Origin of the sequence: Nocardia sp. NPDC051321 (assembly GCF_044455225.1) — a bacterium.
Classification (GTDB): domain Bacteria; phylum Actinomycetota; class Actinomycetes; order Mycobacteriales; family Mycobacteriaceae; genus Nocardia.
Genome location: NZ_JBITEM010000005.1, coordinates 1 through 23718, shown reverse-complemented (window position 1 = coordinate 23718; position 23718 = coordinate 1). Strand labels below are relative to the sequence as shown.

Below are 23718 nucleotides of genomic sequence, written 5' to 3'. Positions count from 1 at the left end.
TCTTTCCCGCACCGGCCTGTTCACGGTCATGACGCGAATCCGGCGATGGGGTAGTTTCACGCCATGCACACGGTCGCGGTTCTGGCTTTGGACGGGGTCATACCTTTCGATTTGTCCACTCCCGTCGAGGTTTTCGACCGCACCCGCCTGCCGGACGGCCGCCGCGCCTATCGGGTCCGTATCTGCGCCGAGCGGCCCGAGGTGGACGCGGGCGCGTTCGCGTTACGGGCGCCCTGGGACCTGGCCTCGGTGGCTCAGGCCGATACCGTGATCGTCCCGGGAGTCGCCGACCCGACCGTCCCGCTGTCGCCGGGCATTCGCGACACGATCCGCGCCGCCGCCGCGGCGGGCACCAGGATCGCCTCCATCTGCACCGGGACGTTTCCCCTCGCGGCCACCGGCCTCCTGGACGGGCTGCGGGCAACCACCCATTGGATCGTGGCGGACCTGCTGGCAGCCACCTATCCGCAGGTCGAGGTCGATCCGGGCGTGCTCTACGTCGACAACGGTCAGATCCTCACCTCCGCCGGCGCCTCCGCAGGCCTGGATCTGTGCCTGCATCTGATCCGCCGCGACTACGGCTCGGCCGTGGCGGCCGACGCCGCCCGGCTGTCGGTAATGCCGCTGGAACGCGAAGGCGGGCAGGCCCAGTTCATCGTCGCGCAGTTCCCGCCCGCCCCGCTCGGCGCCGGGCTCGAGCCGCTGCTGCTGTGGTTGCAGGACAACATGTCCCGCGACATCACCATCGCCGACATCGCCGCCGAAGCAGGCACCAGTACCCGAACCCTGTTGCGGCAGTTCCGCACTCAGACCGGTACCACCCCACTGCGCTGGTTGCACCGTGCTCGGATCCGCCGCGCCCAGCATTTGCTGGAGACGACCGATCACACGGTCGAACGCGTGGGCGCCCAAGTGGGTTTCGGCTCACCGACCGCGTTCCGAGACAACTTCAAACGCACCGTCGGCGTCCCGCCGAACGCCTACCGCCGCACCTTCCGGTGAGCGCCGATCGAATCAGCCATCGCGACCGTGACAGCCCCCCATGACGCACTCGATTCGGTGCGGTCGATCGAGCGGACCTATCGCGGGTGACAGGCAGTTCCCTTCGACCAGCGTGCTCACGCCGCACCGGGCTCGCCCGCGTGCAGCAGTTGTTCGTTGAGGCGGGCGCGGGAGGCATCGACGTGATGGGCTCCGCCGGAGGTCAGGTCGGCGGTGATATCGGTGCAGGCGCGGGCGGCGGCGGTCGCGCGCGGGATCGCGGTGTGTTCGTAGGCGCGAACGGCTTGGTCGAGTTCAGGGTGGGTGGCGAGGGCGGTGGCCAGGTCGGCGCCGTCGAGCAGGGCGAGGTTGGCGCCGACGCCATAGGGTGGCATCAAATGGGCGGCGTCGCCGAGCAGGGTGACGCCGGGGACGTGGTCCCAGCCGTGGCCGACCGGCAGCACATACAGGGGTCGATTGACGAAATCGGTGCTGTGCCGGATCAGTTCGCGCAGACTGTCGTGCCAGCCGTCGAAGCGGCCCAGCAGATGCTCGCGCACCGCGGCCGGATCGCCGAGGTCGATGCCCGCGACGACATGCCAGTCGACGGGAACTTCGGCAAGCCCGGCATAGACGCCCAGGCGCCCGTCCGCGGCCCGTTGCGCTGACAGCATCGTGGCGCCGGCGGTGGCAATCAGGGTGCCGGGTCCGACGAGGGCCGCCAGGGCGGGATGGCGGCCGAGATCGGTAACGGAGCTTTCGACGACGCTGTTGCCGAGGTAGGTGGGGGTGGCCGCCGAGACGGCCGCTCGGATGCGTGACCAGGCGCCGTCGGCGCCAACCACGAGATCGAAGTCCTCGGTTGTGCCGTCGGCGAACCGCAGACGAGAGGTCGCGTCGGGGCGGGGCGTGACCCGCTCGACCGGCCGCCCCCAGTGCACGGTGCCGGGTTCGAGCGAGTCGAGCAGCAGTTCGCGTAGCTGGCCGCGGTCGATCTCAGGCGCGGAGTGTTCGCCCTCGACGGGGAGTTCGTGGTGCAGTAGTTCGGCGGTAACCGGGTCCAGGGCGCGCATCTCCTGAGCCTCGGGGCGGGCCGAGTTGAGGAACCGGTCGAACAGCCCGATGGTGCGCAGCGCGGCTTGGCCGGTGGGTGTGTGCAGATCGAGCATGCCGCCTTGCCGACGTGCTCGCGGTGAGGCGTCGCGCTCGAACACGGTTACCGCGAATCCGTGGGTACGCAGGCCGCGGGCGCAGGCCAGTCCGCCGATTCCGGCGCCGACGACGGCGATACGTGGGGCAGGGGAGTTCATCGTGATCAAGTCCTTCGAGGGGGTAGGTCGGCGACTCGGCCGGGACTTCCCCAGAAAAGCACAACGACACAAAACATGCAACCGCTAAATCTTTTGATCGTTACACCTTTTCGAGTAGGGTAGCGGCATGAGCGAACCGATCGGCCGCCGTGAGCGCAAGAAGGCGCAGACGCGCAAGGCGTTGGCCGACGCCGCGCTCGAACTGTTCGTCGCCCGCGGCTACGACCAGGTGGGGGTCCGCGACGTCGCCGACGCGGCGGATGTGTCGGTTACCACGTTGTTCAAGTACTTCCCCACCAAGGAGGCGCTGGTCTTCGATCTCGACGAGGACGTCGAGGCGGCGCTGGTGGCGGCCGTGCGTCAGCGCCCGCCCGACCGACCTCTGCTTGCCGTCTTACACGAGCACCTTCGCGACTGGGTAACCGCGGTCGCGGCGGCCCCCAGCACCCCGGTCTTCGCCCGCCTGATCGAGGAGACTCCAGCCCTGTCCCAGTACGCCAGCCGTATGTGGTTGCGCCACGAAACCGCGCTGGCCCGCGCTATCGCCGCCGAAACAGGCGCTGCCGCAGACGATATCGCCTGCTCGGCCCTCGCCCGCTTCGCACTCGAGGCCGTCGAACTGGCCCGCAAACAACCCGACCCGGGCAAGTCGATCGACACGATCTTCGACCTACTCGACCAAGGCTGGGCCAGGCATCCGGTCAGACCCCTCAGGCGTTGACCCGTACCAGAGACGCGAACGCCCCGACCTATGACAGGCCGGGACGCACCTGGCATCTCAATTCGCGTCATGGTCGCCATAGCGTCGAGGAGCGGGCGCCGCGGCGAGGCGTCATGGATCAGACGTCTGGCAAAGGACCTGCGCCGCAACAGGATCGAAGTCGCCAAACGGACAGGATCGAGGAGCTTTGTGAACCGTAGGACGGCCTGTGTCGGTGCTACGTCGGTCAGCGGACGTGGCGGAGTGGCAGCTCCTGTGGTGCCGCTCCGCCACGAACTTCGGCAGATGGCCTAGTGGCGGCGGGTGATGACTACGGGTTTGATCTCGGTGGGGACGTTGGCGAAGGCGCTGACGGGGATGCCGAAGGAGGCGGCTAGGACTTCGCGGGGGAGGGAGTTGAGGGTGCCGACGATGCCGATGTCGTCGTTGGGTTCTCCGGCGCTGGTGTTGAACATGACGAGTACGTCCAAAGGTTGTTCGGTGCTGGCGTTTTCGAAGTAATGGAAGTATCCCTGCGGTGCGAAGACGAGATCGCCCTCTACCGCGTCGAAGACGTCGTTCTTGTACGTCCCGTCGGGATGGGTGCCCAGGATGCTCCACTTCGCTTTGCCCGAGATGATGTAGTTCAGCTCCCATGCCGAGGGATGCCAGTGTGGTTCGCGGATCCCGCCAACGTCCAGGTGGACGAAGTACACAGATCCCTTCTGCCCCTTCAGTACTGGGAAGTTGTCTTCGTTCGCGCCCTGGAGATATCCGCCGTCGTGGTTCGCTCGATCCGCCGCCCTGAGCTTGAACAGATGGGACGCGTTGTTGAGGTTGCTGTCGACTGTGCCCTCGTCGCCGAGTGCACTCGGCGTATCGGGGCTCGCCGCCGCCGCTCCGATCAACCCGCCGCCGGGCGCCGCCGCCCCTACCGCGACGACACCGGTGCCGAGCAACGCCCGGCGGTCCAGCTTGCCGTTGTTGTTGTCCTGCTGCATATTCGAGTCTTCTGACATGTCGCCATCTCCCCTGATGCAAGGAACCTTCGATTTAGTTAGCACTTCTAAGGTTCAAGTTAACCCGGCCGCATCGGGGCGGCTACGTGACAAGGGTCATAGCTGAACGGACTGGTTCGTCCAGTCGTGATCAACTCGAATCCGTTGAACGTCAAGGGCTTCCGATGTGTTGGGCGTCCCACCTCGGAGGCGCTGTGGACAGCGGAGTATGGGCCGAAAGGTGCTGTGACCGAGGAGGATTGCTCGATTACTCCGTCGTCGGCGAGGTAGGAGGGCGCGGCCGTTGTCCGGTCGCGGGCTCGTCGATGGTCGCCGGGGCGTCTGCGACGGTCGCGGACAGGCTCGGCGAGCTGCGCGTCGATCGGGTGGGGGAGGGGGCTCAGGCATGGAGGTGGGCGAGCAGATACCGGCGTGCCGAGTCGACGTGCTCTTCAGCGCAACGCGCCAGCGTTTCGCGATCATTGGCACGCAGCAGCTCGGCGAGCTGTCGATGCTCGTCGATCACTCGGTCTCGGTAGCGTTCGTAACCCGTTGCGATGCGGTGCATTTGGAACAGGTAGACCTGTGATCGCACGGTCAGCCAGGCCTGGCTGAGCCGCTGGTTCCCGGCGGCGTCGTAGATCCGGTCGTGAAAGGCGATGTCCAGGGCGAGCAGTCGCGTCGGGGATGCTTCGCCCGCGATCTCGGCCGCCATCGCCTCGACCAGCTCATCGAGCGGTGTCAACTGTTGCGGACTCGCGGTGGCCTGCGCGGTGATGGCGGCCAGCCGGTCCAGCGCGCCGCGGATCGCGTAGACCTCCTCCACGTCGGCCGCGGTCACCTCGATGACGGTGGTCCCGCGGTGCCAGCCGGTGCGGATCAGCCCCTCGCGTTCCAGCAGCGTCAAGCCCTCGCGGATCGATCCGCGGCTCACGCCGAGCGCGGCGGCGAGTTCGACCTCGCGTAGCGGCGCGCCGGGCGGGACGTCGCCGTCGAAGATCGCCTGGCGGATGACGTCGGCGGCTTCGTGCGCGAGTCCGCGGCGGGCCGCCTTCGGCAGCGAGATATCCATGTCTGAATGTTGACATCGGGACATGGGTTGGCGCAAGGTTGCGTTGGTTCGAAGTGAAGGAGTGATGATTCATGCAATCCCGTCCCGCTGTGCATCTGGCGATACCGGTCGACGATCTCGACGCCGCCCGACGGTTCTATGGAGACATCCTGGGGCTCGACCGAGGACGTTCCAGCGACCATTGGATCGACTGGGACCTCTACGGTCATCAGCTGGTCACCCATCGGGTCGCCGGTGAGATCACCGCCCAGGGCCTGAGCGAGGTCGACGGGCATCGGGTGCCGGTGCCGCATTTCGGTCTGCTGTTGCGAACGGCGGATTTCCACGTGCTGGCCGACCGGTTGCGTACTGCGGGTGTGGAATTCGTGATCGAGCCCTACCTGCGGTTCCCGGGCCGCCCGGCCGAGCAATGGACCATGTTCCTGCGCGATCCGGCCGGGAATGCCTTGGAGTTCAAGGCTTTTGCCGACGAGACGCAGGTGTTCACCCGATGAGGCGGGTTTTGGTGACCGGTGCCTCGCGGGGGATCGGTCGAGCGGTGGCAACGGTATTCGCCGAAAACGGTGATCGCGTGGCGGTGCACTACGGCCGCGACGCCGATGCCGCGGAGCGCACCCGGGCGCGGCTGCCGGGTACGGGACATGCCGTGATCGCCGGTGACCTCGGTGATCCGGCGGCGGCGCAGCAGGTGGTGGAGACGGCGATCCACGCTCTTGGTGGCATCGATGTCCTGGTCAACAATGCGGCGGTCGCGACCTCACCCGCCACTCGGCACGCGGTCGCGGAGGTCGATTATGCCCAGTGGCAACAGATCTGGCGGCAGATGACCGATGTCAACCTGCTCGGCGCGGTGCATGTGACCTATGCGGTCGCTAAGCATCTCATCGACCGCGGCGCGCCCGGCAGCATCGTCAACATCGGTTCGCGCGGCGCGTTCCGGGGTGAACCGGAATTCCCCGCGTACGCGGCGAGCAAGGCCGCGCTGCACGCCTTCGGGCAGTCCATGGCGGTGGCACTGGCTCCGCACGGCATCGCGGTGAGCTCGGTGGCGCCGGGATTCATCGGCACCGAGCGGCAGGAAGCGAAACTGGCGAGCGAGGCCGGCGACGCGGTGCGCGCGCAGAGCCCGTTCGGCCGGGTCGGCACGCCGGAGGAGGTCGCCGCCGCGGTGCGCTACCTGGCTTCGTCCGAGGCGGTGTGGGCTTCGGGGACGGTGCTCGATCTCAACGGCGCGTCCTACCTGCGAACCTGAGCAGATCGCAAAGTCCTTGTGCGCGGCCAGGATTCGGCCGGACCGTAGCACTGCGACAACAGTTCGCGTCAGGACAGTTTCGCGGTGGGGGCGAAGGCGGGCAGTTTGTCGAGGCTGCTTTGCACGGCTTCGGTGCCGTAGTCGAACATCTGCCGCTCGTACTCGTCGACCGCGCCGAGCAGGTCCTGGCGGCCTTCGTCGGCCTCGATCAGGCACTGGCGCAGCAGGTCGGCATCGCGCAGCGCGGTGTTCGCGCCGTTGCCGCCGGTCGGTGAGGTGGCGTGGATCGCGTCGCCGAGCAGCGTGACCGGGCCTGGCGTCCAACGCTTTCCGGGCTTGACCACCCGGATGGACAGCAGCGTGCTGTTGTCCGGGTCGGCTTGCTCGATCAGCGCGCGCAGCAACGGGTGCCAACCTTGCATCCTGGACAGCACGGCGTCCTGCGCGGTCAGATCCTCGAGCGAACCGTTCGGGGGCAGGATCATGGCCCAGCGCACGTAGTCGCCGATTTCGGGCAGTGCGACTTCGGGTGCCAGCTGTTCGGCGGCCTGCTTCGGCGGGGTACGGAACCGCATCGCGCCGAGCAGCAGGCTGACGCCGTCGCCGGCGATCTTCGAGCCGTAAGCCTTTGACAGGCCCGCGAACTCGTCGGTCAACGGCGTGCGGCCGATGACGAACCGGACACCGGTATCGGCCGGGGTGGTCTGTGGTGACAGCACCCCGCGGACCGCGGAGGTCACGCCGTCCGCGCCGACGAGCAGGTCGGCGGTGGCCGGGTCGCGGCGGGCGAACTGGGCTCGGACTGTGCTGTCGGCCAGGACGTCGTAGCCGGTGAGTGCGGCGTCGGTGTGCACGGTGAGGCCGGTCAGCAGCAGGTGTCGTAGTACTTGGCGGTCGACGACGATGCCGGTCCGGCCCGCACCGAGCCTGCCGATCTCGTTCAGCTGCGGATCCAGGACCAACTGCTCAGCGGAGGCGTTCATGACGATCTCGTCCAGCAGCGGGTGCCAGCGCGCCGGCAAGCAGTTGCGCGCCGCCTGGAAACCGATCGGGTTCAGCACCAGCCGATAGCCCTGGAATCGGGCGACGATCCCCGGGTCGCGCTCGAATACCTCGGCCTCGATCCCGGCACCACGCAGACCCTGCGCGAGAGACAGGCCTCCCAGACCGGCTCCGACAACGGAAACTCGCATCACACACCTCCACGACATCGAAACGAACTTAGTTCGTTACTTGCGATCTAAGTTCTACTCGCTGAACTTAGATCGCGTCAAGCTGTAGTGACCGGCCTGTCAGCCGATCCCCGCTGACGCCGCACAGCTCGCCACGCCCCGCCCGCGGCGGGAGCGCCTTGTCGTGCCAAGTAGCGCTGGGGCTGTGCGGGACCGGACGTACGCGGATCGCTGCACAGTCGTCACTGTCGGGTTGGTAATGGTTTCGGGCGTGAACTCGACAAGTGATGTACGACGCCGGAATTCGAGGTGCGTCCCGCAGCGGGTGGGCTGCAGCATCAACAGCCGGGAACATCGTTTATGCAAGCAGTGGCATCCATCCTCGTTCTCGTATGGATGGGCACGGTCGTCATCGCAGTCATCGCCCTGGTGCGTGGTCGCCTGCATTGGGCGCGCATACGCAACCGCAAGACCGCCGGATGGGTATTTGCAGCGTCGTTTTTGCTGTTCATCTTGATCGGAGTTGTTGCGCCGAAGAAGGATTCGGTGGAACCTGTCTCGCGAACGAACACTGAGCACAGTGCGGCACCGGTTACGGCGACGAGTTCGAAACCGGCTGTCACATCCGTCCCCGCAACCAGCCCGGAATCAGCACTCTCACCGATTCCGGTGACTCCGGAGCCGACGACATCGGTCGTGCTGTCGATCCAGCCGCTCGTACCGCCAATTCCCTCGACCGTGGCCTCGGCCCCGGCTCTGGAAGAGCCCAACCCTGTGCCCGCACCGCATTCAGTGCCCGCACCGCCGGTGAACGCACCGGCTCCCAGAGCTGGAGTGACCTCCGGGGCCTTTTGCAGCCCCGAGGGCGCCACCGGAACCAGCAAGACCGGCAAGCCCATGGTGTGCGGTCCCGCAAGCGACGGGCGTTCCCGTTGGCATCAGCCGTGATCAGCCGGGCCTGCGTTCAGCGTGTGTCCCCTTACCAGCTCAGGACGAGAGCGTAGAAGGTTATCTGCCCTGTTCGCATAATCCCCTTCGCGATAGCAAGGTCGCTTACGGAAACTTCGGGTGCGCACTGCGATTCGCCGACGTCTCTGAGATCAGCTATGTGTCAAGCATTCCCGAGCTTTTTGCACCAGTGGATCGCCCTCCTGGATCGGGATATCGCGATTCGGCCAGTCGGTCCACTGCATGGCCGACGGGGTGATCGCGGCCAGCGAACTGGCACGGCCGTCGACCGGTGCATGTTGCGATAAAGCCTGGCCGCGTTCTGGTTTCGGTGAGTTGGTGCCCAATCCCCATACTCCATCGATGGTGGCGCCGTCCGGCAGCTGCCAGCGCATCACGATGATGTAGTAATTGCCGTAGGGCACTGAATTTCGGGACCTCGCGAAGGGGTCTTCGATAGCGTTCGCGGCATCAGGCGTGATCGGCCCCTTCGGTGATCGAGCCACGATCAGGGAGGTCAGACTGTCATCGACACGAAGGCAATCGTCGGGCTCGCGGACATCGGCGACGACAGCTACCACCAGGGCTGCTGCCGCGACCCCCGCCGCGACAAGTGCCATCCCCGCGTAGACCGAGGTCCTCTTGGGCCTCTGCAACCCGTCTCCACCTCATCGTCTCGACCGAACCGAAAGTCTTTGTCCGCCTGCGCCGCCGATCCGTTAACGCTCGCCAGCTTACGGATCTCGAAGCACTACCAGGGCATCGGTCTTCGTGTAGTCCACGGGGTTCGGCGGGTCGGGAGTAACGGGCGCGACTCACGCGTACTGGATGCAGAAAGCGCAGCGCACCTGAGCTCGGAGTCTGTCTCGGACCGGCGCTCGTCGGAGCCGGTAAGGGGCGGAGGCCGAATTGTCACGGCCGGATTGTTCGTAAGTATTAGATCGACTTCATGCGAGTTAAGGGGCTGGGATGCGTTGTGTCACAAGTAGTCCCGGCAGCGGCCGTTGCGGTCCGTACGGCTTATAACGTTGGGTAATCAAAGCGTGACAATGCGAGCAGATCGGGATGATGAGCGAAGAGCAGAAAGGCACTTCTGACGAAAAAGGCGGCATCAAACCGTCCCAGGTCACCGCGGCGGCGCTGGCGGCGGTAACTGCGGCTTTTCTGGGATCGACGCTCGGGGTGGCCGGCACCGTGGTGGGTGCCGGGATCGCGAGCGTGGTGTCCACGGTGGGTGGTGAGCTGTACCTGCGCTCACTGAGCAAGACCAAGGAGGCGGCGCAGCGCACCAAGGAGGCGGCGCTGGCGCTGGCCGACTCGAGTACTCGGGAGCAGGCCGGGCCGGTTCAGCAACCACGGCAGGTGTCCGGACAACGAACGGTCAACTCCTATCCGAATACGCAGGACCGGGCCGGGCGTAGGAACGACATGCGTCCAGGAGCCGGGTACCAAACTCAGTGGGGGCAGCGGCAACCCATGTACTACAGGGTGCCGGGAGCCAGTGCCGGACGGCCCGCCGACGAAGCGCGCACTGTACTCATTCCCCGGCTGAATCCCGAATCGCCGGCCCAGGGTGCCGAGACCGGTGCGCAGCAGGAACGTCGCGGGTATGGCCTGCGCTGGCCGTTGATCATCGGCACCAGCGTGGTGGGGTTCGGCATCGCGATCCTGGCGATCACCGGCTTCGAGGGCGTCATCGGGAAGTCGATCTCGGGCGACGCGGTCACCACCGTCGGCCACATATGGAGCGGTGGTGATCAGCCCGACAAGCCGCCGACGGGGGGCGGCGACGAGAACGTTCAACCCAGCCAGAGCCGGGTGCCGACAACCATGACCCCGCCGAACGGCAGCGACGGTACGAAACGCCCGACGACTACCGGTTCGACACCGTCGACGAGCGTGCCCGAGTCATCGACACCGTCGACGAGTGTGCCGGAGCCATCGACACCATCGACAAGCGTGCCGAAGTCAACGAACACGTCGCGGACCCCGAACTCCCCGCCGAGCAATAGCAACAACGCACCGAGTGGTAGTAACCAACGCCCCGGCTCGGCGGGAGGCAGCTAGACAGAACGTCCGGTATGCCGCTGTGCGGGTGGCGCGGACCATCCCGAACGGTGTGCAGGCGACCGAGACCTACTGTGGCCGAGGAACATACGGTGCTGTGGTCGTTCGGATCGACCTCGCCCACGTGGGCAGCCGATGAGCGCGATCGCTCGTGGTATGCGCGCTTTCAGCGGAGCGTCACCGGCAGCGTTTCCAGGCGCTGGAATTGGATGCTTCGGCGCCAACGCAGGCTTGGCCGGTCAGTTGCGAGGGCGATATCGGGGTATTTGGTCAGCAACTGCGTGATAGCGATCCGCGCCTCGGTGCGCGCGAGTTGAGCTCCGAGGCAAAAGTGGATGCCGTGCCCGAAAGGCAGTGACCGCCGGGGTTTTCGCGTGCTTTCGAAGGTCTCGGGATTATCGGTGGCGGAGGGGTCGTGACCGGCTGCGAGGAGGGATACCATGACCCACTCGCCAGCAGCGATGTCTTGTCCACCGAGAGTGACGGGCTCGGTGGTGAGACGCAGCGTGGCCGTCGGCTGTGGCGGGTCGATGCGGAGGGTTTCATCGATGATCGCCTCGAGCGCATGGGGGTTGATGCGTGCTCTGTCCAGTTCCGCGGGGTTTTCGAGCAGGTTGAGCACGGTGTTGGCGATCAGGCTTGTCGTGGTTTCGTGGCCTGCGATGAGCAACAGGGCGATCGTGGATGTCGTTTCGCTCAGGCGTATCTGGCCGCGGCGCGTCTCGTCGACAAGGGTGCTCAGCAGATCGTCGCGGTGCCGGATTCTGCGACTGGCGAGGCTGGTCAGGATTATTTGGCTGAAATCGAATGCGGCCCTGTTTAGTTCGCTGATACCTGAGGACAGGACATCACCGAGGACGTGTGAAGACCGGCCGATGCGTGCGGAATGGCGCGCCGGGATGCCGAGGATCTCCGCGATGATCTGCACCGGTAGCGGCACGCCGAGGGTCGAAACCAAGTCGACGGGCTGAGTTGGATCCATCTTGTCGATGAGCTTGTCGGCGATATCGGTGATCCGAGGGATTCGCTCGGTGACGGCGCGCGGCGTAAACGGGTCAGCAGCGACGCGACGAAGGCGGTCGTGGTCGGGTGGGTCGGTAGCGAGCATGTGCGTGAGCATGTAGGAGCCGAGGGTCTGGTCGATCCGCTGCCGCAGGGTTCGAGGAACGCCGTTGCTACGCAAGCCAACCATTGTTCCGGGGGTCTTGATCACAGCTGGATGAGTGAGCACTGTTTTGGCCAGCTCGTAGTTGGTGATCATCCATCCGGTGACCCTGTGCGGGGCCGTGAATCGGTGGATCGGGCCTTCGAGTGCGAGTTGACGGACGAAAGCAGCGGGTGCTTGGAAGTAGCGATCGTCGAACGTCACATCCTGGACTGTCGTCACCACACGGTTCTACCATCAGCTGCCGGATACGTGCAGTAAGCAAGATGGCTTCCGCCGAACATGATCATGCACGCGTTCGATCATGTTGGCCGCCAGCGTGATTCAACGAGAAACGACGTCTGGTGTCCGGCAGGCAGGGGACACGGCCGACAGCCAGGAGTCGCCCCATGCTCGGCGCAGTCAGCTGAATGGTTGAGATTCCAGCAGGCACGGCCCGCCGGTGCTGGGGCGCTGGGCGTGTTGAAACGGTAGCTCTTAGTCGCGGATAGACGTAGGCACTCGCTCAGCGCTAAAGTCACAAGCTATGACAACGGGGGCGGACGCTGGTTCGGGGCAGTCGCTTTCCGTCGTGCCCGACCAGGTGCGTGCTTTCGGCAACTACGTGTACGGGCTGGCGGACACGTTGCGCTCCGCATTGAGCTCGGCGGAAAGCAGTGTCGCCGGACTGACTTCCGACGATGGCAAGACCGGTACGTGGACGGGTGATTATGCCGCCGAGTTCGGTCGTGGCTGGCGTGAGGTGCGCGAGGGCGGCGGCCAGATCGTCTCGGCGTTGGCCACTTTGGCGGAAAAGCTCGGTGTAACCGCTGATTCATATCAAGCGGTGGACAAGAGTCGTGCCGCTGCGTTGGGCATGTCGAGTCTGGAGTTGCCATGACCGACGAGTTCACCTTCGACCTGGATCATATCGACGAAATCGTGGCGCAGTTGTCGGCTCTGGCCGGCTTCGTCGGCGATCACCTCGACGAGATCGACCGCAAGGCGAAGACGCTCGCCGGCAGCGATTGGGACGGTGCAGCCGCAAACGCATACCTGCAAACCCACAGTGACTGGATGGCCGGAGCTCGCGAATTCGTCGACGGCGTACGAGATATGAGCGATGCCGCCGCGGCGGCTCATAGCCGCTACACGCGTGCGATCAGTTTCAATCTGAAAATGCTAACCAGCGAGCAATAGATGAGCACGATTGATGTGGCGGTGTATTTCGATGCCGCCAAGCGTTGCCGCGATCTGGCAGACGACCTCCGCAAGGCCGACAAGCCGGTGCACGACGCGGTCAAGGGCGACTGCGCGGGGATGGCCGGTGACGCGCCCGGCAGCAAGCAATGGGGTCAGGCCTACGACCAGGCAGCTCAGCAGACCATGCAGGCATGCTCCAGTCTGGCCAACGCCTTGACCAATTACGCCGGGATTCTCAACGCCACCGCCTACAACTATGCGGTCGCGAACAAGAGTAATCCGCTACCCGCACGCCCTGACATCAGTGGCGTCGGCCAGTATCAAGTCAGCATCCCGACCTCGGTGCGCGACAACGGGATCGGCTTCGACCACGGTGGTGGCGTCGGCGGCGCGGTCAAGGCGTTCTTCGACAAGATCGTCGCCAAGGTGTTGTCCATGTTCGGCAAGCTCCCCAACGGCGACAAAGACAAACTCGACAAGGCCAACACCACGTGGTCCGCTTTCGCCAAAGACAGCACGATCACCGGTGCCGCCGCCCGGATCGAAACGATCTCGGGGCTCTTCCACGACCAGGATACTGAGGCCAACCGGGCAGCTATTCAGGCCACCTTCACCACCCTGAAAGCCAGCGCGGATGCCGTCACCACCGCGGCACAGAAGATGGCCCCGACGGTCGGCGGATATCATGCCGCGTCGGTCGATCTGAGCCACACGACCACCAATTCGATCAACAGTCTGGAATGGTCGCTCGGCATCACAGCCCTGCTCGGCATCGGGCTGTTCGTCTTCAGCTTCGGCGGCTCCGGTGAAGCCGCGGCGGTCGCGGGCGAAGTCGAGGTCGGCGAGGCCGTTGCGGCCATCCAATCCGGGTACCGGGCGAGTCAAATGCCCAAGATCCTTGGGATGGCCGAGCTCGCCGCCGGTGCCGTCGGCGTTGTCGCCGCGTTCGCCTGGGCGCACGAGGGTGGCCTCGACGGGATCATCACCAAGCTTGCCGCGATCATCGCGATGACGGCGTCGATCGACGAAGCGGACGATTTCAAGAACTTGCCGCTGGCACCGGACAACCCGGCTCCCGGCATGACTGATGAGGTCGAAAAGTATATACGCGGAAAACATATCAAGGGTGGCTCAGAATACAATCCTTCCAAGGGCACCTGGCCCGACACGATTACCAGCGAAAAGCTCGACGAGCTGGCCGAGGCGGCCGAAAACTCGCCTGCCAGAGGGCCGAACAAGGACGGCAACTTCGAACGCGAAGTGGATGCGGGTGACGGTAATATCGTCGGTAGCGTGTCCGAGAAGTTGGGTGGCTACGCAACCAGCCGATACAAGATCATTACTGACCGGTTCGGCGGAATTATCACCATGTATCCGATACCGTAGACGTCAGGAGTTGAATTGGGCATCGACATTATCATTCAAAATCAAATCCACGAAAAAATCGAACTGGCATACGGTGATGCTGAGGACACGCTCGTCAAGTATCGCGCGAATGCCCCGGCAGGCTCACTGCTTCGCGGCTTGCATGCGCATGCGGACACCATGTTCAACACCAGCCAGCTGAACGTACTCCTGGACGAGCTCGCGAACATGTCTGCGGACGACGACAAAGAGGCGGAGCTGCTCGCCATACTGCGCAAAGCCGCGGAAACCGCAATCCGCAGGAATGGATACCTCTGGTTCAGCGGGGACTGAACAGGCGCCCTCCATCACACGGGCCCGCCAGCTGGCCATTCCAGCCTGTACCCCACCTATGGTGGCTGTTATGGCCGCAGGCCGGTGCTGATTACGGCGCCAGCCCGATGGGTTCACTAGGTCTGGTCGAGTGCGCGCAGGGCGGCGTCTACCAGGGTAGTGGCGGTGCGGGCGCACAGTTCTACGGCTTTGTCCGGTGGCAGCGCGCGGATATCTATGAGAACCATGAAGGCTTCCCAGCCGACGACCGTCGCTATTGACGAAACGAGTTCCTCGAAGTCCGGCGCGGACATGCGCTCGCGCATCGGCGCCAATGCCCACTCGATCCAGCGGACTCGGCGGTGCCCGCGGCGGGGCGTATTCGGTTCGGGCGGTTCGGCGTCGATGGTGAGTTTCACCAATCGTCTTCCGAGCGGCAGCGATTCGACGACGTTGACACCCATGGCGTGGGTCAGTGCGGCGACTCGGACGCGAGGATCGGTGGAGGTGACATGCTCGAGGGCGACATCGGTCTCGGTGCTGAGCAGGGCGAGGGTCGCGTCGAGCATGAGCTGGTCGAGGCTGGGGAAGTGTAGATAGACGGTGCGCCGCGAGACCTCGGCGGCGGCAGCGATGTCGTTGACGGATGGGTCGGCGCCGCTGCTGATCAGAGCCATCGTCGCCGCCACGATGGCATTGCGGGTCCGGCGCCGCTGAGCGGTGCGGCCCGGCCCGTCGGTCGCGGAGGTGGCTCGGGTCATCGGTGTGCGGTTCCTCGGTTCCGTGTCTTGACAGCGCGTGCTGTGTAGTCAATATACTCATCTGCATTAAGTGCACAGCAGTGCATTGAATGCACTGGGATGAATGAAGCGCCTACAGGGGTCGATCACCTGCACGGCTCAGCTGTCATCACGGTGGGGCTTGGTGTCGTGCACCGGGCGCGGACAGAAGGTAACGACAGTGATGTATCTCGTTGTGGGCCAGCGGGTTCGGGACGCACCGCAGTGGGTTCGGGCGTTCACCCCCGGTGCCGAGACTCGCCGCGCGGCTTTGCTGCTCGCTGATCCGGTAGCGAGCCGCCGGATCACGACGGCACAGTGACGGCGTCGGAGCGCGAAGTTGTTGCAGGAGAAATGATTCAACGAGCGCGAGGCGCCGCGCGGCGGGCGTCCACGGCAGACTCGAACCGGCGGATCGGCGATTCGCCGAGCGTGGCGGACCACGTGGTGATCGAACGGACGACAGGGGAACTGGTGGGGCGTGCTCGCGCCGGATTCGTCGGCGCTCGCGCCGAAGTCCATGTCCTCGGTCCGGTGCGCGTGGTGGACGACGGCCGTGATCTCGGCGTCGATCGTCCGTTGGAACGGGCGGCACTGGTTCGGCTGGCACTGGCGCGCGGCGTCCCCGTTCCGGACGGGCGTCTGGTGGCAGACCTCTGGGGTGAGGAGGAACTGCCTCGTCCGATCGAGCGTCTGCGCGTGCTGATTTCGCGGTTACGCGCGGCGCTGGGTGAACACGGCGCGGCGGTGACCCGATCGCCGTCCGGATACCGGACCACCGTGTCCGTCGCCGATCTGATCGCCGCCGAAGCCGCCGCGGCGCAGATGCATGCGGCGCATCGCGCCGGACAGCATGCCACGGTGCGTTCGGCCGCCGAAGCGGCCTTGCGGATGTGGCGTGGTCCCGCGTTGGCCGATCTGACGTCCGCGCCGTTCGCCGTGGCGGAATCGACCAGGCTCGATCAGTGGCGGCTCGGTTTGACGGTAGCCAGGCTGGACGCGACGCTGCACCTCGGTTCGGGCGCCGAAATCGCCACGGAATTAGCGGGATTGGTGCGCGAGCACCCACAGCACGAACCACTCGCCCGGCTGCACGCGCTCACCTTGTATCGCACCGGAAGTCAGGCCGATGCCCTCGAGCGGTTGCATCGGCTGCGCCGAGTGTTGTCCGACGAGCTCGGCGTCGATCCAACCCCGGAAACAGCCGAGCTGGAGCTGCGCATCCTTCGCCACGATCCGTCGCTGCGAGCGCCCCGGATGACCTACGCCGTCGACCTTTCCGATGCGTCAGCCGACACCGCATGCCCGGTGCCTGCTGATGCGTTCATCGGCAGGCGGCAGGAACTGGCTGCGGTGGTAGATAGTCTGCGACGGCCTTGTGTGGTGACACTGATGGGCGGGCCGGGCAGCGGTAAGACCCGGCTCGCGCTCGAGGCCGCACGCGGTGTCGCCGCCGCTGGGCGGAGCGTGGTCTTCGTCGAGCTCGCGCCACTGCAGCGCAGAGACACCATCAATCAGGCGATCGCCGCCGCCGTCGATGCGGCGCCGGAAGGCTGCGAGGAGGCGGTCACCGCGGCGCTGACACGCGCAATCCTGGTGCTGGACAACGCAGAGCACGTCACCTACGAGATCAGGGCGATCACCGCGGCGCTTTCGGCGCGGGTACCCGGGCTGACCTGCCTGGTCACTTCGCAGCGTGCGCTCGGACTACCCAGGGAGACGCTCATCCGGATCGGCGCGCTGGACCGTGCCGCCGGACTCGAGCTGTTCGCCGAGCGTGCGATGTGCCCGACAACGGCGGCCGATCGGTCCGACATGGTCGCGGTCTGCGCGGCGGTCGACTGGCTCCCGCTCGGTATCGAACTTGCCGCGGGCATGACCCGGACCTTCACCATTTCTCAACTCGCCCAACGGATCGACGGACGCATCCGGCTGCGCATGGGCAGTCGTCGAATCGCCGGCGGTGCCAGGCACAGCAGCCTGCGAGCGGCCTTGGATTGGAGTCATGAGCTGCTCGATCCGTCCGAACAGGCTGTGCTGCGCCGACTATCGGTTTTCGCGGGCGGTTTCGGGCTGGAGGCTGCCGAATGGGTGGTGCCCTGCACGGTGGTTGAAAAGGCCGATGTCGCACCGGCATTGGCGGGTCTGGTGGATCGCGGCCTCGCCACCGTGCTGGTCGACAGCGCGGATCGCCGCTTCTTGCTTTTGGAGACGGTGCGCGACTACGCGTCGACCTTGTTGACGGCCGCGGGGGAGGCTCCGATCGCCCGGCGGCGACACCTCGAATGGTGCATGGATCTGTTGTGTGCCGCAAGCGACGGAGCCGACTCCGCCGCTTCGATTGCCGCGGTATTCACCGAGTGGTCCAACGTGCTCGACGCACTCGAACACGCGGCGGGTTCGCCATGGGCCCGCAGCGGTTTGCAGCTGGCGATGGCCATGCACAAGCCGTGGGTCGCCAGGGGATGGCATCAAGAGGCGAGCCAGCACTTCGAGGCGTTGATCGACGCGGCGGCGACCGCCGACGAACGCGCAAACGCGTTGAACAGTCACGCATTCCACCTCATGATGCTCGGTCGATTCGACGAATCGGCGCGCCTGTGGGCCACCGCGGACGAAACCGCCGACGGCCTCGGCGACGACGCCCTCTCTCTCGACATCCGCTATCACCGCGGCATAGTCGACATTGAGCGCGGCAGGCTCGGGGCAGCGGTGGCCATCCTGGAAGCAGGCGAACGGCACGCGAGCCGAATCGGCGACCGGACCCGGACCGCGTCCTTCGCGAACGCGGGTGGCACCGCCCAATTATTCGCTGGGCTGGCCGAATCCAGCCTGGAAAGCTTCGGCCGTGCCATCCGATTCGATCGAGAGTCGAAGGATGAGCGCGGGCTGGCTCGCGGTCTCAGCAATCGGGCCACTGCGCTGGTGGCGCTGGGTCGGCTTGCCGAGGCGCTGGTGGCGGCCGAGGAGTCCGACAGCTACGCCGACCGATGGGAGGACCGCAAGATTCTCTCCCTCAACGAATTGGTCCGTGCCGCAGTCGCACTCGCAGCCGACGGACTGGACGACGCGGAAACCCATTGCCGGGCAGCGCAGTCCTGCCTCAGCCACGAAATCAGCACGGCAGACATTGATTTGGCCGATGTTCTGCTGCGTAAGGGCGAGCTGTCCGCCGCGAAAGCCTTACTGAACAACGTGTACGAACACGTGGTACCGAGCGGCATGTTGTGGCTGGCCGCCCGGCCGGTCTCCGCCGCTCTCGCCGTCGCCCTCGGCGACCGTGAAGCCGCCGCGGTGCTGGTAGGCCAAACCACCGGCCAGTACGCAAGATCGGGCTTCGGCTGGCCACGTTACGTCGACCGCCTCCACGACGTACAACGACAACTCGCCGCCAGCCGCCCCCGCGCGCACTCGGCAACGCTTTCGGTGCAACCGCTGGCGGTACTCCGGCAACAGTTCTGACTATCGCGATCGAGGTGAAGGCTGATCCCGCGGAACTGTTCGACCGGCTGATCGGGGCTCGGACCAACGCAACCTGCCCACGGCCGAAGGACGGACCTGTCAAGATTTGCGCCTACATCGGTGTGATCGCCCGGACGACGAGCATGCGCTGTGGGCTCGGGCAGATCAGGTTATCCCAAGGCAGCCACAGTGATTCGGTGTTATCGGGCGGGTAGACGCGCAGGGTGTTGGTGCGCAGGGCCGCGCACTCGTTGATCTGCTTGGGGTAGGAGATGAATTCGAATTGCGCTGCCCCGCCTGGTGCGAGCGTGACGGGGGCAGGTTGGGGCGCCTGCGGGCCCTGGTCCCGAATGGCTGGCTCGCCGACCGGCTCGCCGGTGGGGCCGTTGGTTTGTGAAACGCCCGGGAATCCTTGCAGGACACAGGTTCGGGAGGTGGAGTTGATGAACCTCAGGAACCAGGTCCCGCCCACCTGGCCGCCGACTCCCTTGTCCAGGCGAAGTTGGGCGGTCACGCATTTCGGGGGCGCGGTGTCGGCGGGAGTCGCCGGGTCTGCGACGGCGGTTCTGGTCGCGGGCGCCGCGGTGGGCTCGGGGACGTTGCCGCCGGGTTCCGGGACGCTGCCGCCGGGCGCACTCGCCTGCCCCGGTTGGGTGGGCTGCCCGGGTTGGGTGGGCTGCCCGGGTTGTGCTGAAGGCAGCGGGGTTCGGGTCGCCGGGGTGGTCGTGTGCGAGTCGCAACCGCTTGCGGTGATGGCGACGCCCGCCGCGAAGCCGGCGACGAGCAGTGATTTGATCCGCATGAGATCCCCTCGAGTTCGGTACTGCAACCGTTCGGTATGCAAGCTGCACATCGAGGTGTGTCAGTCGCCGTTACGTCACGCGTCGGCAAGGATTTGGATAATCGGCTGCAAATCAACGCAGTTCGCCGTTTCGTTGTCCGAAACCCCCTGCTCCGGGCACCTTCGGTCAAAGTGTTAACGCCAGGCTGTGTGGAACGTGCCCCAGAAAGTGGGGTCGTCACAAGAGTCGAGCTGAGCAGGTGGTCGGCGATCGTGCTCAGCTCGTCGATCCGTCTGCCGGGGCGGTGCAGACAATGATGTTCTGTGGAAGTGTGTTCAGACAAGGTCGGACTGCTCGGCGGAGCTTTGCGTTGTCGCACCCAGTACGCAGTCGAGAAGATGGTCGATCAGATCGAGTGCTGACCGGGCGGTGTCGTATCCCTGCAGCAGACCTTGGGCCAGTCCGCCGATTGCCGCTGTGATCAGTGCGGCGTCGCGCTGTGCGCTGGCCTCCGCGCGTCCGAGTCGGGCGATCTGATTGGCGATGACCGTGACCAGAGTGCGTGGGGCGGCGAACGTTTCTTCAGCGGTAATGGCTTGGCCAGTCACCGCTGCCCACCCGAAGCTGCCAAGAACGATAGTTTCCTCCCGGCGCTGGGCGTCGAGTGGCAACAATTCGGCGAGGATGGCATGGATCACCGCGCGGGGTGCCGCGTCCGGACCCATTGCGGTCCATCGGCGCATGAAACGGGCGCCGGCATCCTCCATCACCGATCGGTGGGTCGCCAGCAGGAATTCGCGCTTGGATCCGAAGTAGTACTGCACCAGCCGGATCGACATCTCGGCTTCGACCGCGACCGTCTGGAAGGTGACACTTTCGAGCCCGCCGCCGACGATGACCCGGCGCACGGCATCGGTGATCTGCTTCCGTCGCACATCATGGTCGACCAATCGTGGCACCGGTTCGCCGCCTTCCGTCGTCCGACAACTGCTCGATGGTACGCCCATAACATTTAAGTGGTATGGTCATGCCACCATACGTGGTATGGGCATACCGTAAAAGGAAATGGGGAGGCCATGTCGAAGATTGGGCGTTTCACCAGCGATGAGGCCAAGACGGCCTATCTGCGTGCTTACGATGCACTTGCCGCCGACTGGCCGGTGCCGTCGACGGAGATCGACGTCGAGACGAGATTCGGGACCACCCGAGTTCGCAAGTCGGGGACCGGGCCCGGCCTGCCCCTGATCCTGTTGCCAGGCATGCCCGGCAACAGTCTGTTCTGGATGCCGTTCATCGAGGAGTTGGCGCGTGAACGCGTCATCTACACCCCCGACATCATCGGTTGGGCCGGTCGGAGCGAGCAGCGCGTGCCGGTCCGCGATCATGGCGAGATCGTCGAGTGGCTGGTCGCGGTCATCGACGGGCTCGGCGAGGATCGCGTGCATCTGGCCGGGTATTCCGACGGCGCTTCGACCGCATGCCTGTTCGGAGTCCACCGGTCCGATCGTCTGGCGAGTGTGTCCATGCTGGAACCGGGCGGGGCAACCTTCGCAAAACCGCGATGGAGCTTGCTGCTGAAAATGATCCTCGCGGGTATGCGGCCCACCCGCGAGCGCATGGAGAAATTCGTGCAGTTCTTGACTCCAGGTGTCGTGCTCGGCGACAAGGAATGGGCAATGATGTTGCCGGGGTTCAAGTTCCGGCTGGCCTTGCCGTGGCCCAAGCCGTTCACCGACGAACAACTCGCAGCCGTCACCGCCCCGCTGCTGGTGCTGTTCGGCGAGACCACGGTGGCCAACGACCCCGAAATCGGACTGCGGCGCCTGCGTGAACAGGCGCCCGCCGCCGACGTCGAGGTCTATCCGGGCGTCGGACACGAACTGCTGTGGGCACTTCCCCAGAAGGTGATACCCCGACTGCTCGGATTCATCGCCGAACACGACCCTGCGCGGGACGTGAGCAACCAGATTCGACCCGGCGACGCACGATAGAAGATTCGGAGCGCCAATTTACTGTGCGCCCGCTGACCGTCCCTGGCCGCTACGCCGCTGACCGCCACCTGGGCGCATTCAGTGCGGTATCTTTCGAGGATCTCAGCTCGTCGTCTCGTAGGTCAGTTTCACGACTTGCGAAAAGGTCTTCACGGCTGTGAGCCTCAGTTCGGCGTTTTGACCTTCTTGGAAGTACCGCTTACCGCGTCCCAGTAGCAGGGGGTAAATGGTGAGGTCTATTACGTCTATCAGCCGCTCCCGCAGCAGCGTTTGACCGAACAGACCGTGGCCAAGGATCAGCAGGTTCCCTCCGTCCTGCTGCTTGAGTCGGGTCACCTCGGCGACGACATCGCCTCGAATGATGGTCGGATTGCCCCAGTCGGCCTTTTCCAGCGTGGAGCTGAATACGTATTTCGGGATTGCGTTGAGCCGGTCGGCCCACATCGGCTTGTGGGTGCCGCCGCCGTAAAGCTTGGCGAACGCCTCATAGGTGTTGCGGCCGAACATGATCGCGTCGCATGTGGTCAGCAAGCCCAAGCCGTCGCGCAGGTATGCCTCGTCCTGATATTCGCCGACCCCCATGCCCACCGGGTCTTCGAAAACACCGTCCGCCGAAACCAGGACGTACTCGATCACCTTCCGGGTAGCGCCTGCCCCGATGGCCGAACCTTGCGGTGTGCCGGTTTCTGTGTCGGTAGTCATGCCGCACACGAACTTGGCCATTGCGGCTCCTTTGATCTCGTCTGGACGGTCTACTGTGCGCCAGGGAGGGATGGCGGCAGGCCGAATGCGGGCAGGACGGTGTTTTCGAAGCGGGTCATGGCGCCGATTCGGTCGCCGGCGAGGGTGAGGACGAAGAGGCCGACTCCGTGGATACCGGTGGGGGTGTCTCGATAGACCCCGAAGGCCGGCTGACCGTTGGCTCGCGTCGGCACCAGTTCGAATCTCCGTGCCGAACCGAAAATGAACGCGCAGAAGCGGGCAACGCTGTCTATGCCCCGGTACTCCAGCGGGATCGGTGGCATCGACATGAAAACCTCGTCGGTCAACAGAGCCACCAACGCGTCGACGTCGGCGGATTCGTAAGCGCTGACGAATTTTGCGACGATCGCGTTCTCGGCAGGTGAGTCGCTGGCAGGCGATTGCTCTCGGGCAGTAGTCACCGGCAGTCGGCGCTGCATTCCCGCACGCGCGCGTTTGAGGGCGCTCTTGACCGATTCGACGGTCGTGTCCAGCATGTCGGCTACTTCGTTCGCGTGGAATCCGAGGACGTCGCGCAGGATGAGCACGGTGAGCTGGCGAGGCGGCAAGATCTGCAGTGCGGTCACAAACGCCAGGGAAATGGATTCGGTCTGCTCGTAGCGCGCCTCCGGACCGAGCGGCACACTGATCGCACCGTCCAGCAGGGCGTCGGGATAGGGCTCGAGCCAGTGGATTTCGCCGAATCCAGTGGGTTTCGGTGGTTCGATTCCCGGGATGTCCCACTGCTTTGCGGGACGTCGGCGGGCGGCGCGCAGCGCGTCGAGGCACCGGTTGGTGGCGATGCGGTACAGCCAGGTGCGTAGTGCGGCGCGCCCGTCGAATCCTTCGAGACCACGCCACGCGGCGAGCATCGTGTCCTGCAGCGCGTCCTCGGCATCCTGAAACGATCCGAGCATTCGGTAGCAGTGCACCTGTAGCTCGCGACGGTGTGGCTCGGTCAGCGCTCGGAACGCCTCGCCGTCACCGGCCCGCGCCCTCGACATCAGGTCCGTTCTCGCCAACTCCACTCTCGCTACCTCATTCCTTAGCTGCGATTCCATCCTGTATGGACGGCGGCCAGGGCGCGAACGGGGCGGTCACCCAGCGCCCCGTTTTCCGATGCCGCGGTGTCCATACCCGTGACAGCCGACACCATCGTCAAGGGAGCACGGAAATGGGAAAGATCGTTATCACTTCGAATGTCACACTCGATGGAGTGGTCCAAGACCCGGACGGCGCAGAGGGTTTCGAGCGGGGCGGCTGGTTCCACCAGTACGTGGGGGCCGAGGATCTCGAAGACTGGGTCGTCCGCGAGACGCAGGAAGCCCTCGGCGTCGAAGCACTGTGAATCCCCCCGGTGAGTCCGGGGACTTCATCTTCTGTGAAGGATGGAGTCGTGTCGTCGAGGAAGAAGTATCCGGCCGAGCTGCGTGAGCGGG

At 65.3% G+C, this 23718-nt stretch carries 25 protein-coding genes; 13 read left to right on the top strand and 12 right to left on the bottom strand.

Annotated features, from left to right (window positions below):
* The first annotated feature begins 63 nt into the window (after window positions 1–63).
* Complete coding sequence (locus ACIA8C_RS12565) at window positions 64–1002, top strand: GlxA family transcriptional regulator (protein ID WP_397133913.1); 939 nt, start codon at window positions 64–66, stop codon at window positions 1000–1002.
* Between the two features lie 116 nt (window positions 1003–1118).
* On the opposite strand, the gene ACIA8C_RS12560 is transcribed toward ACIA8C_RS12565, so the two are convergent.
* A complete protein-coding gene (locus tag ACIA8C_RS12560; protein WP_397133911.1) occupies window positions 1119–2291 on the bottom strand; it encodes an FAD-dependent oxidoreductase in 1173 nt (390 codons plus the stop codon).
* Between the two features lie 127 nt (window positions 2292–2418).
* Between ACIA8C_RS12560 and ACIA8C_RS12555 the strand changes: the two genes are divergently transcribed.
* Entirely contained in the window at window positions 2419–3012 is a 594-nt protein-coding gene (locus ACIA8C_RS12555) for a TetR/AcrR family transcriptional regulator (RefSeq protein WP_397133909.1), read from the top strand.
* A 290-nt stretch (window positions 3013–3302) separates the two neighbouring features.
* Here ACIA8C_RS12555 and ACIA8C_RS12550 read toward each other — a convergent pair whose 3' ends face one another.
* Both ACIA8C_RS12550 and ACIA8C_RS12545 read right to left on the bottom strand, forming a co-directional pair.
* A complete protein-coding gene (locus ACIA8C_RS12550; protein ID WP_397133907.1) occupies window positions 3303–4010 on the bottom strand; it encodes a cupin domain-containing protein in 708 nt (235 codons plus the stop codon).
* A gap of 379 nt (window positions 4011–4389) precedes the next feature.
* Window positions 4390–5061 (bottom strand): GntR family transcriptional regulator, encoded by a 672-nt coding sequence (locus ACIA8C_RS12545; RefSeq protein WP_397133905.1) that lies wholly within the window; start codon window positions 5059–5061, stop codon window positions 4390–4392.
* A 71-nt stretch (window positions 5062–5132) separates the two neighbouring features.
* On the opposite strand from ACIA8C_RS12545, the gene ACIA8C_RS12540 reads away from it, so the two are divergent.
* Window positions 5133–5555: a VOC family protein gene (locus tag ACIA8C_RS12540; protein ID WP_397133903.1), complete on the top strand. Its 423-nt coding sequence runs from the start codon at window positions 5133–5135 to the stop codon at window positions 5553–5555.
* Entirely contained in the window at window positions 5552–6313 is a 762-nt protein-coding gene (locus ACIA8C_RS12535) for an SDR family NAD(P)-dependent oxidoreductase (protein WP_397133900.1), read from the top strand. Before ACIA8C_RS12540 ends, ACIA8C_RS12535 begins: the two co-directional genes overlap by 4 nt.
* Before the next feature lie 68 nt (window positions 6314–6381).
* Here the strand turns inward: ACIA8C_RS12535 and ACIA8C_RS12530 are convergent, their stop codons facing one another.
* From ACIA8C_RS12530 to ACIA8C_RS12520, 3 genes are all read right to left on the bottom strand, one after another.
* Window positions 6382–7506, bottom strand: coding sequence for an FAD-dependent oxidoreductase (locus ACIA8C_RS12530; RefSeq protein ID WP_397133898.1), 1125 nt, complete (start codon window positions 7504–7506; stop codon window positions 6382–6384).
* Window positions 7507–7823: 317 nt separating this feature from the next.
* A complete protein-coding gene (locus ACIA8C_RS12525) occupies window positions 7824–8384 on the bottom strand; it encodes a hypothetical protein (protein WP_397133896.1) in 561 nt (186 codons plus the stop codon).
* 201 nt (window positions 8385–8585) lie between these two features.
* Entirely contained in the window at window positions 8586–9089 is a 504-nt protein-coding gene (locus tag ACIA8C_RS12520; protein WP_397133894.1) for a hypothetical protein, read from the bottom strand.
* 412 nt (window positions 9090–9501) lie between these two features.
* Between ACIA8C_RS12520 and ACIA8C_RS12515 the strand changes: the two genes are divergently transcribed.
* Window positions 9502–10500, top strand: coding sequence for a hypothetical protein (locus tag ACIA8C_RS12515; RefSeq protein ID WP_397133892.1), 999 nt, complete (start codon window positions 9502–9504; stop codon window positions 10498–10500).
* Window positions 10501–10666: 166 nt separating this feature from the next.
* Here the strand turns inward: ACIA8C_RS12515 and ACIA8C_RS12510 are convergent, their stop codons facing one another.
* A complete protein-coding gene (locus tag ACIA8C_RS12510) occupies window positions 10667–11887 on the bottom strand; it encodes a cytochrome P450 (protein WP_397133890.1) in 1221 nt (406 codons plus the stop codon).
* A gap of 304 nt (window positions 11888–12191) precedes the next feature.
* Here ACIA8C_RS12510 and ACIA8C_RS12505 point away from each other — a divergent pair, with 304 nt between their 5' ends.
* From ACIA8C_RS12505 to ACIA8C_RS12490, 4 genes are all read left to right on the top strand, one after another.
* Window positions 12192–12545 carry a WXG100 family type VII secretion target gene (locus ACIA8C_RS12505; protein WP_397133888.1) on the top strand — a complete coding sequence of 118 codons (354 nt, stop codon included), beginning with the start codon at window positions 12192–12194 and terminating at the stop codon, window positions 12543–12545.
* Entirely contained in the window at window positions 12542–12844 is a 303-nt protein-coding gene (locus ACIA8C_RS12500) for a WXG100 family type VII secretion target (RefSeq protein ID WP_397133886.1), read from the top strand. Before ACIA8C_RS12505 ends, ACIA8C_RS12500 begins: the two co-directional genes overlap by 4 nt.
* 120 nt (window positions 12845–12964) lie before the next feature.
* Window positions 12965–14233 carry a hypothetical protein gene (locus ACIA8C_RS12495; RefSeq protein ID WP_397133884.1) on the top strand — a complete coding sequence of 423 codons (1269 nt, stop codon included), beginning with the start codon at window positions 12965–12967 and terminating at the stop codon, window positions 14231–14233.
* Window positions 14234–14248: 15 nt separating this feature from the next.
* Window positions 14249–14545, top strand: a complete 297-nt coding sequence (locus ACIA8C_RS12490; protein ID WP_397133882.1) for a hypothetical protein — start codon at window positions 14249–14251, stop codon at window positions 14543–14545.
* A 116-nt stretch (window positions 14546–14661) separates the two neighbouring features.
* Here the strand turns inward: ACIA8C_RS12490 and ACIA8C_RS12485 are convergent, their stop codons facing one another.
* Window positions 14662–15285: a TetR/AcrR family transcriptional regulator gene (locus tag ACIA8C_RS12485; RefSeq protein WP_397133879.1), complete on the bottom strand. Its 624-nt coding sequence runs from the start codon at window positions 15283–15285 to the stop codon at window positions 14662–14664.
* A 199-nt stretch (window positions 15286–15484) separates the two neighbouring features.
* Here ACIA8C_RS12485 and ACIA8C_RS12480 point away from each other — a divergent pair, with 199 nt between their 5' ends.
* Together ACIA8C_RS12480 and ACIA8C_RS12475 are read left to right on the top strand one after the other, a co-directional pair.
* On the top strand, window positions 15485–15625 hold the full coding sequence (locus tag ACIA8C_RS12480) for a hypothetical protein (protein WP_397133877.1): 141 nt from the start codon (window positions 15485–15487) through the stop codon (window positions 15623–15625).
* A 32-nt stretch (window positions 15626–15657) separates the two neighbouring features.
* On the top strand, window positions 15658–18765 hold the full coding sequence (locus tag ACIA8C_RS12475) for a BTAD domain-containing putative transcriptional regulator (RefSeq protein WP_397133875.1): 3108 nt from the start codon (window positions 15658–15660) through the stop codon (window positions 18763–18765).
* Between the two features lie 112 nt (window positions 18766–18877).
* Here the strand turns inward: ACIA8C_RS12475 and ACIA8C_RS12470 are convergent, their stop codons facing one another.
* Complete coding sequence (locus ACIA8C_RS12470; RefSeq protein ID WP_397133873.1) at window positions 18878–19567, bottom strand: DUF4232 domain-containing protein; 690 nt, start codon at window positions 19565–19567, stop codon at window positions 18878–18880.
* 315 nt (window positions 19568–19882) lie between these two features.
* On the bottom strand, window positions 19883–20506 hold the full coding sequence (locus tag ACIA8C_RS12465) for a TetR/AcrR family transcriptional regulator (RefSeq protein ID WP_397133871.1): 624 nt from the start codon (window positions 20504–20506) through the stop codon (window positions 19883–19885).
* Window positions 20507–20623: 117 nt separating this feature from the next.
* Between ACIA8C_RS12465 and ACIA8C_RS12460 the strand changes: the two genes are divergently transcribed.
* Window positions 20624–21538 carry an alpha/beta fold hydrolase gene (locus tag ACIA8C_RS12460; RefSeq protein WP_397133868.1) on the top strand — a complete coding sequence of 305 codons (915 nt, stop codon included), beginning with the start codon at window positions 20624–20626 and terminating at the stop codon, window positions 21536–21538.
* A gap of 102 nt (window positions 21539–21640) precedes the next feature.
* Here ACIA8C_RS12460 and ACIA8C_RS12455 read toward each other — a convergent pair whose 3' ends face one another.
* Window positions 21641–22261, bottom strand: coding sequence for a dihydrofolate reductase family protein (locus ACIA8C_RS12455; protein ID WP_397133866.1), 621 nt, complete (start codon window positions 22259–22261; stop codon window positions 21641–21643).
* 29 nt (window positions 22262–22290) lie between these two features.
* The gene (locus ACIA8C_RS12450) at window positions 22291–23301 is read right to left on the bottom strand and encodes a sigma-70 family RNA polymerase sigma factor (RefSeq protein WP_397134739.1); all 1011 of its coding nucleotides are present in this window, start codon (window positions 23299–23301) and stop codon (window positions 22291–22293) included.
* Between the two features lie 152 nt (window positions 23302–23453).
* Here ACIA8C_RS12450 and ACIA8C_RS12445 point away from each other — a divergent pair, with 152 nt between their 5' ends.
* Window positions 23454–23627: a hypothetical protein gene (locus ACIA8C_RS12445; RefSeq protein ID WP_397133864.1), complete on the top strand. Its 174-nt coding sequence runs from the start codon at window positions 23454–23456 to the stop codon at window positions 23625–23627.
* Window positions 23628–23718: the final 91 nt, after the last annotated feature.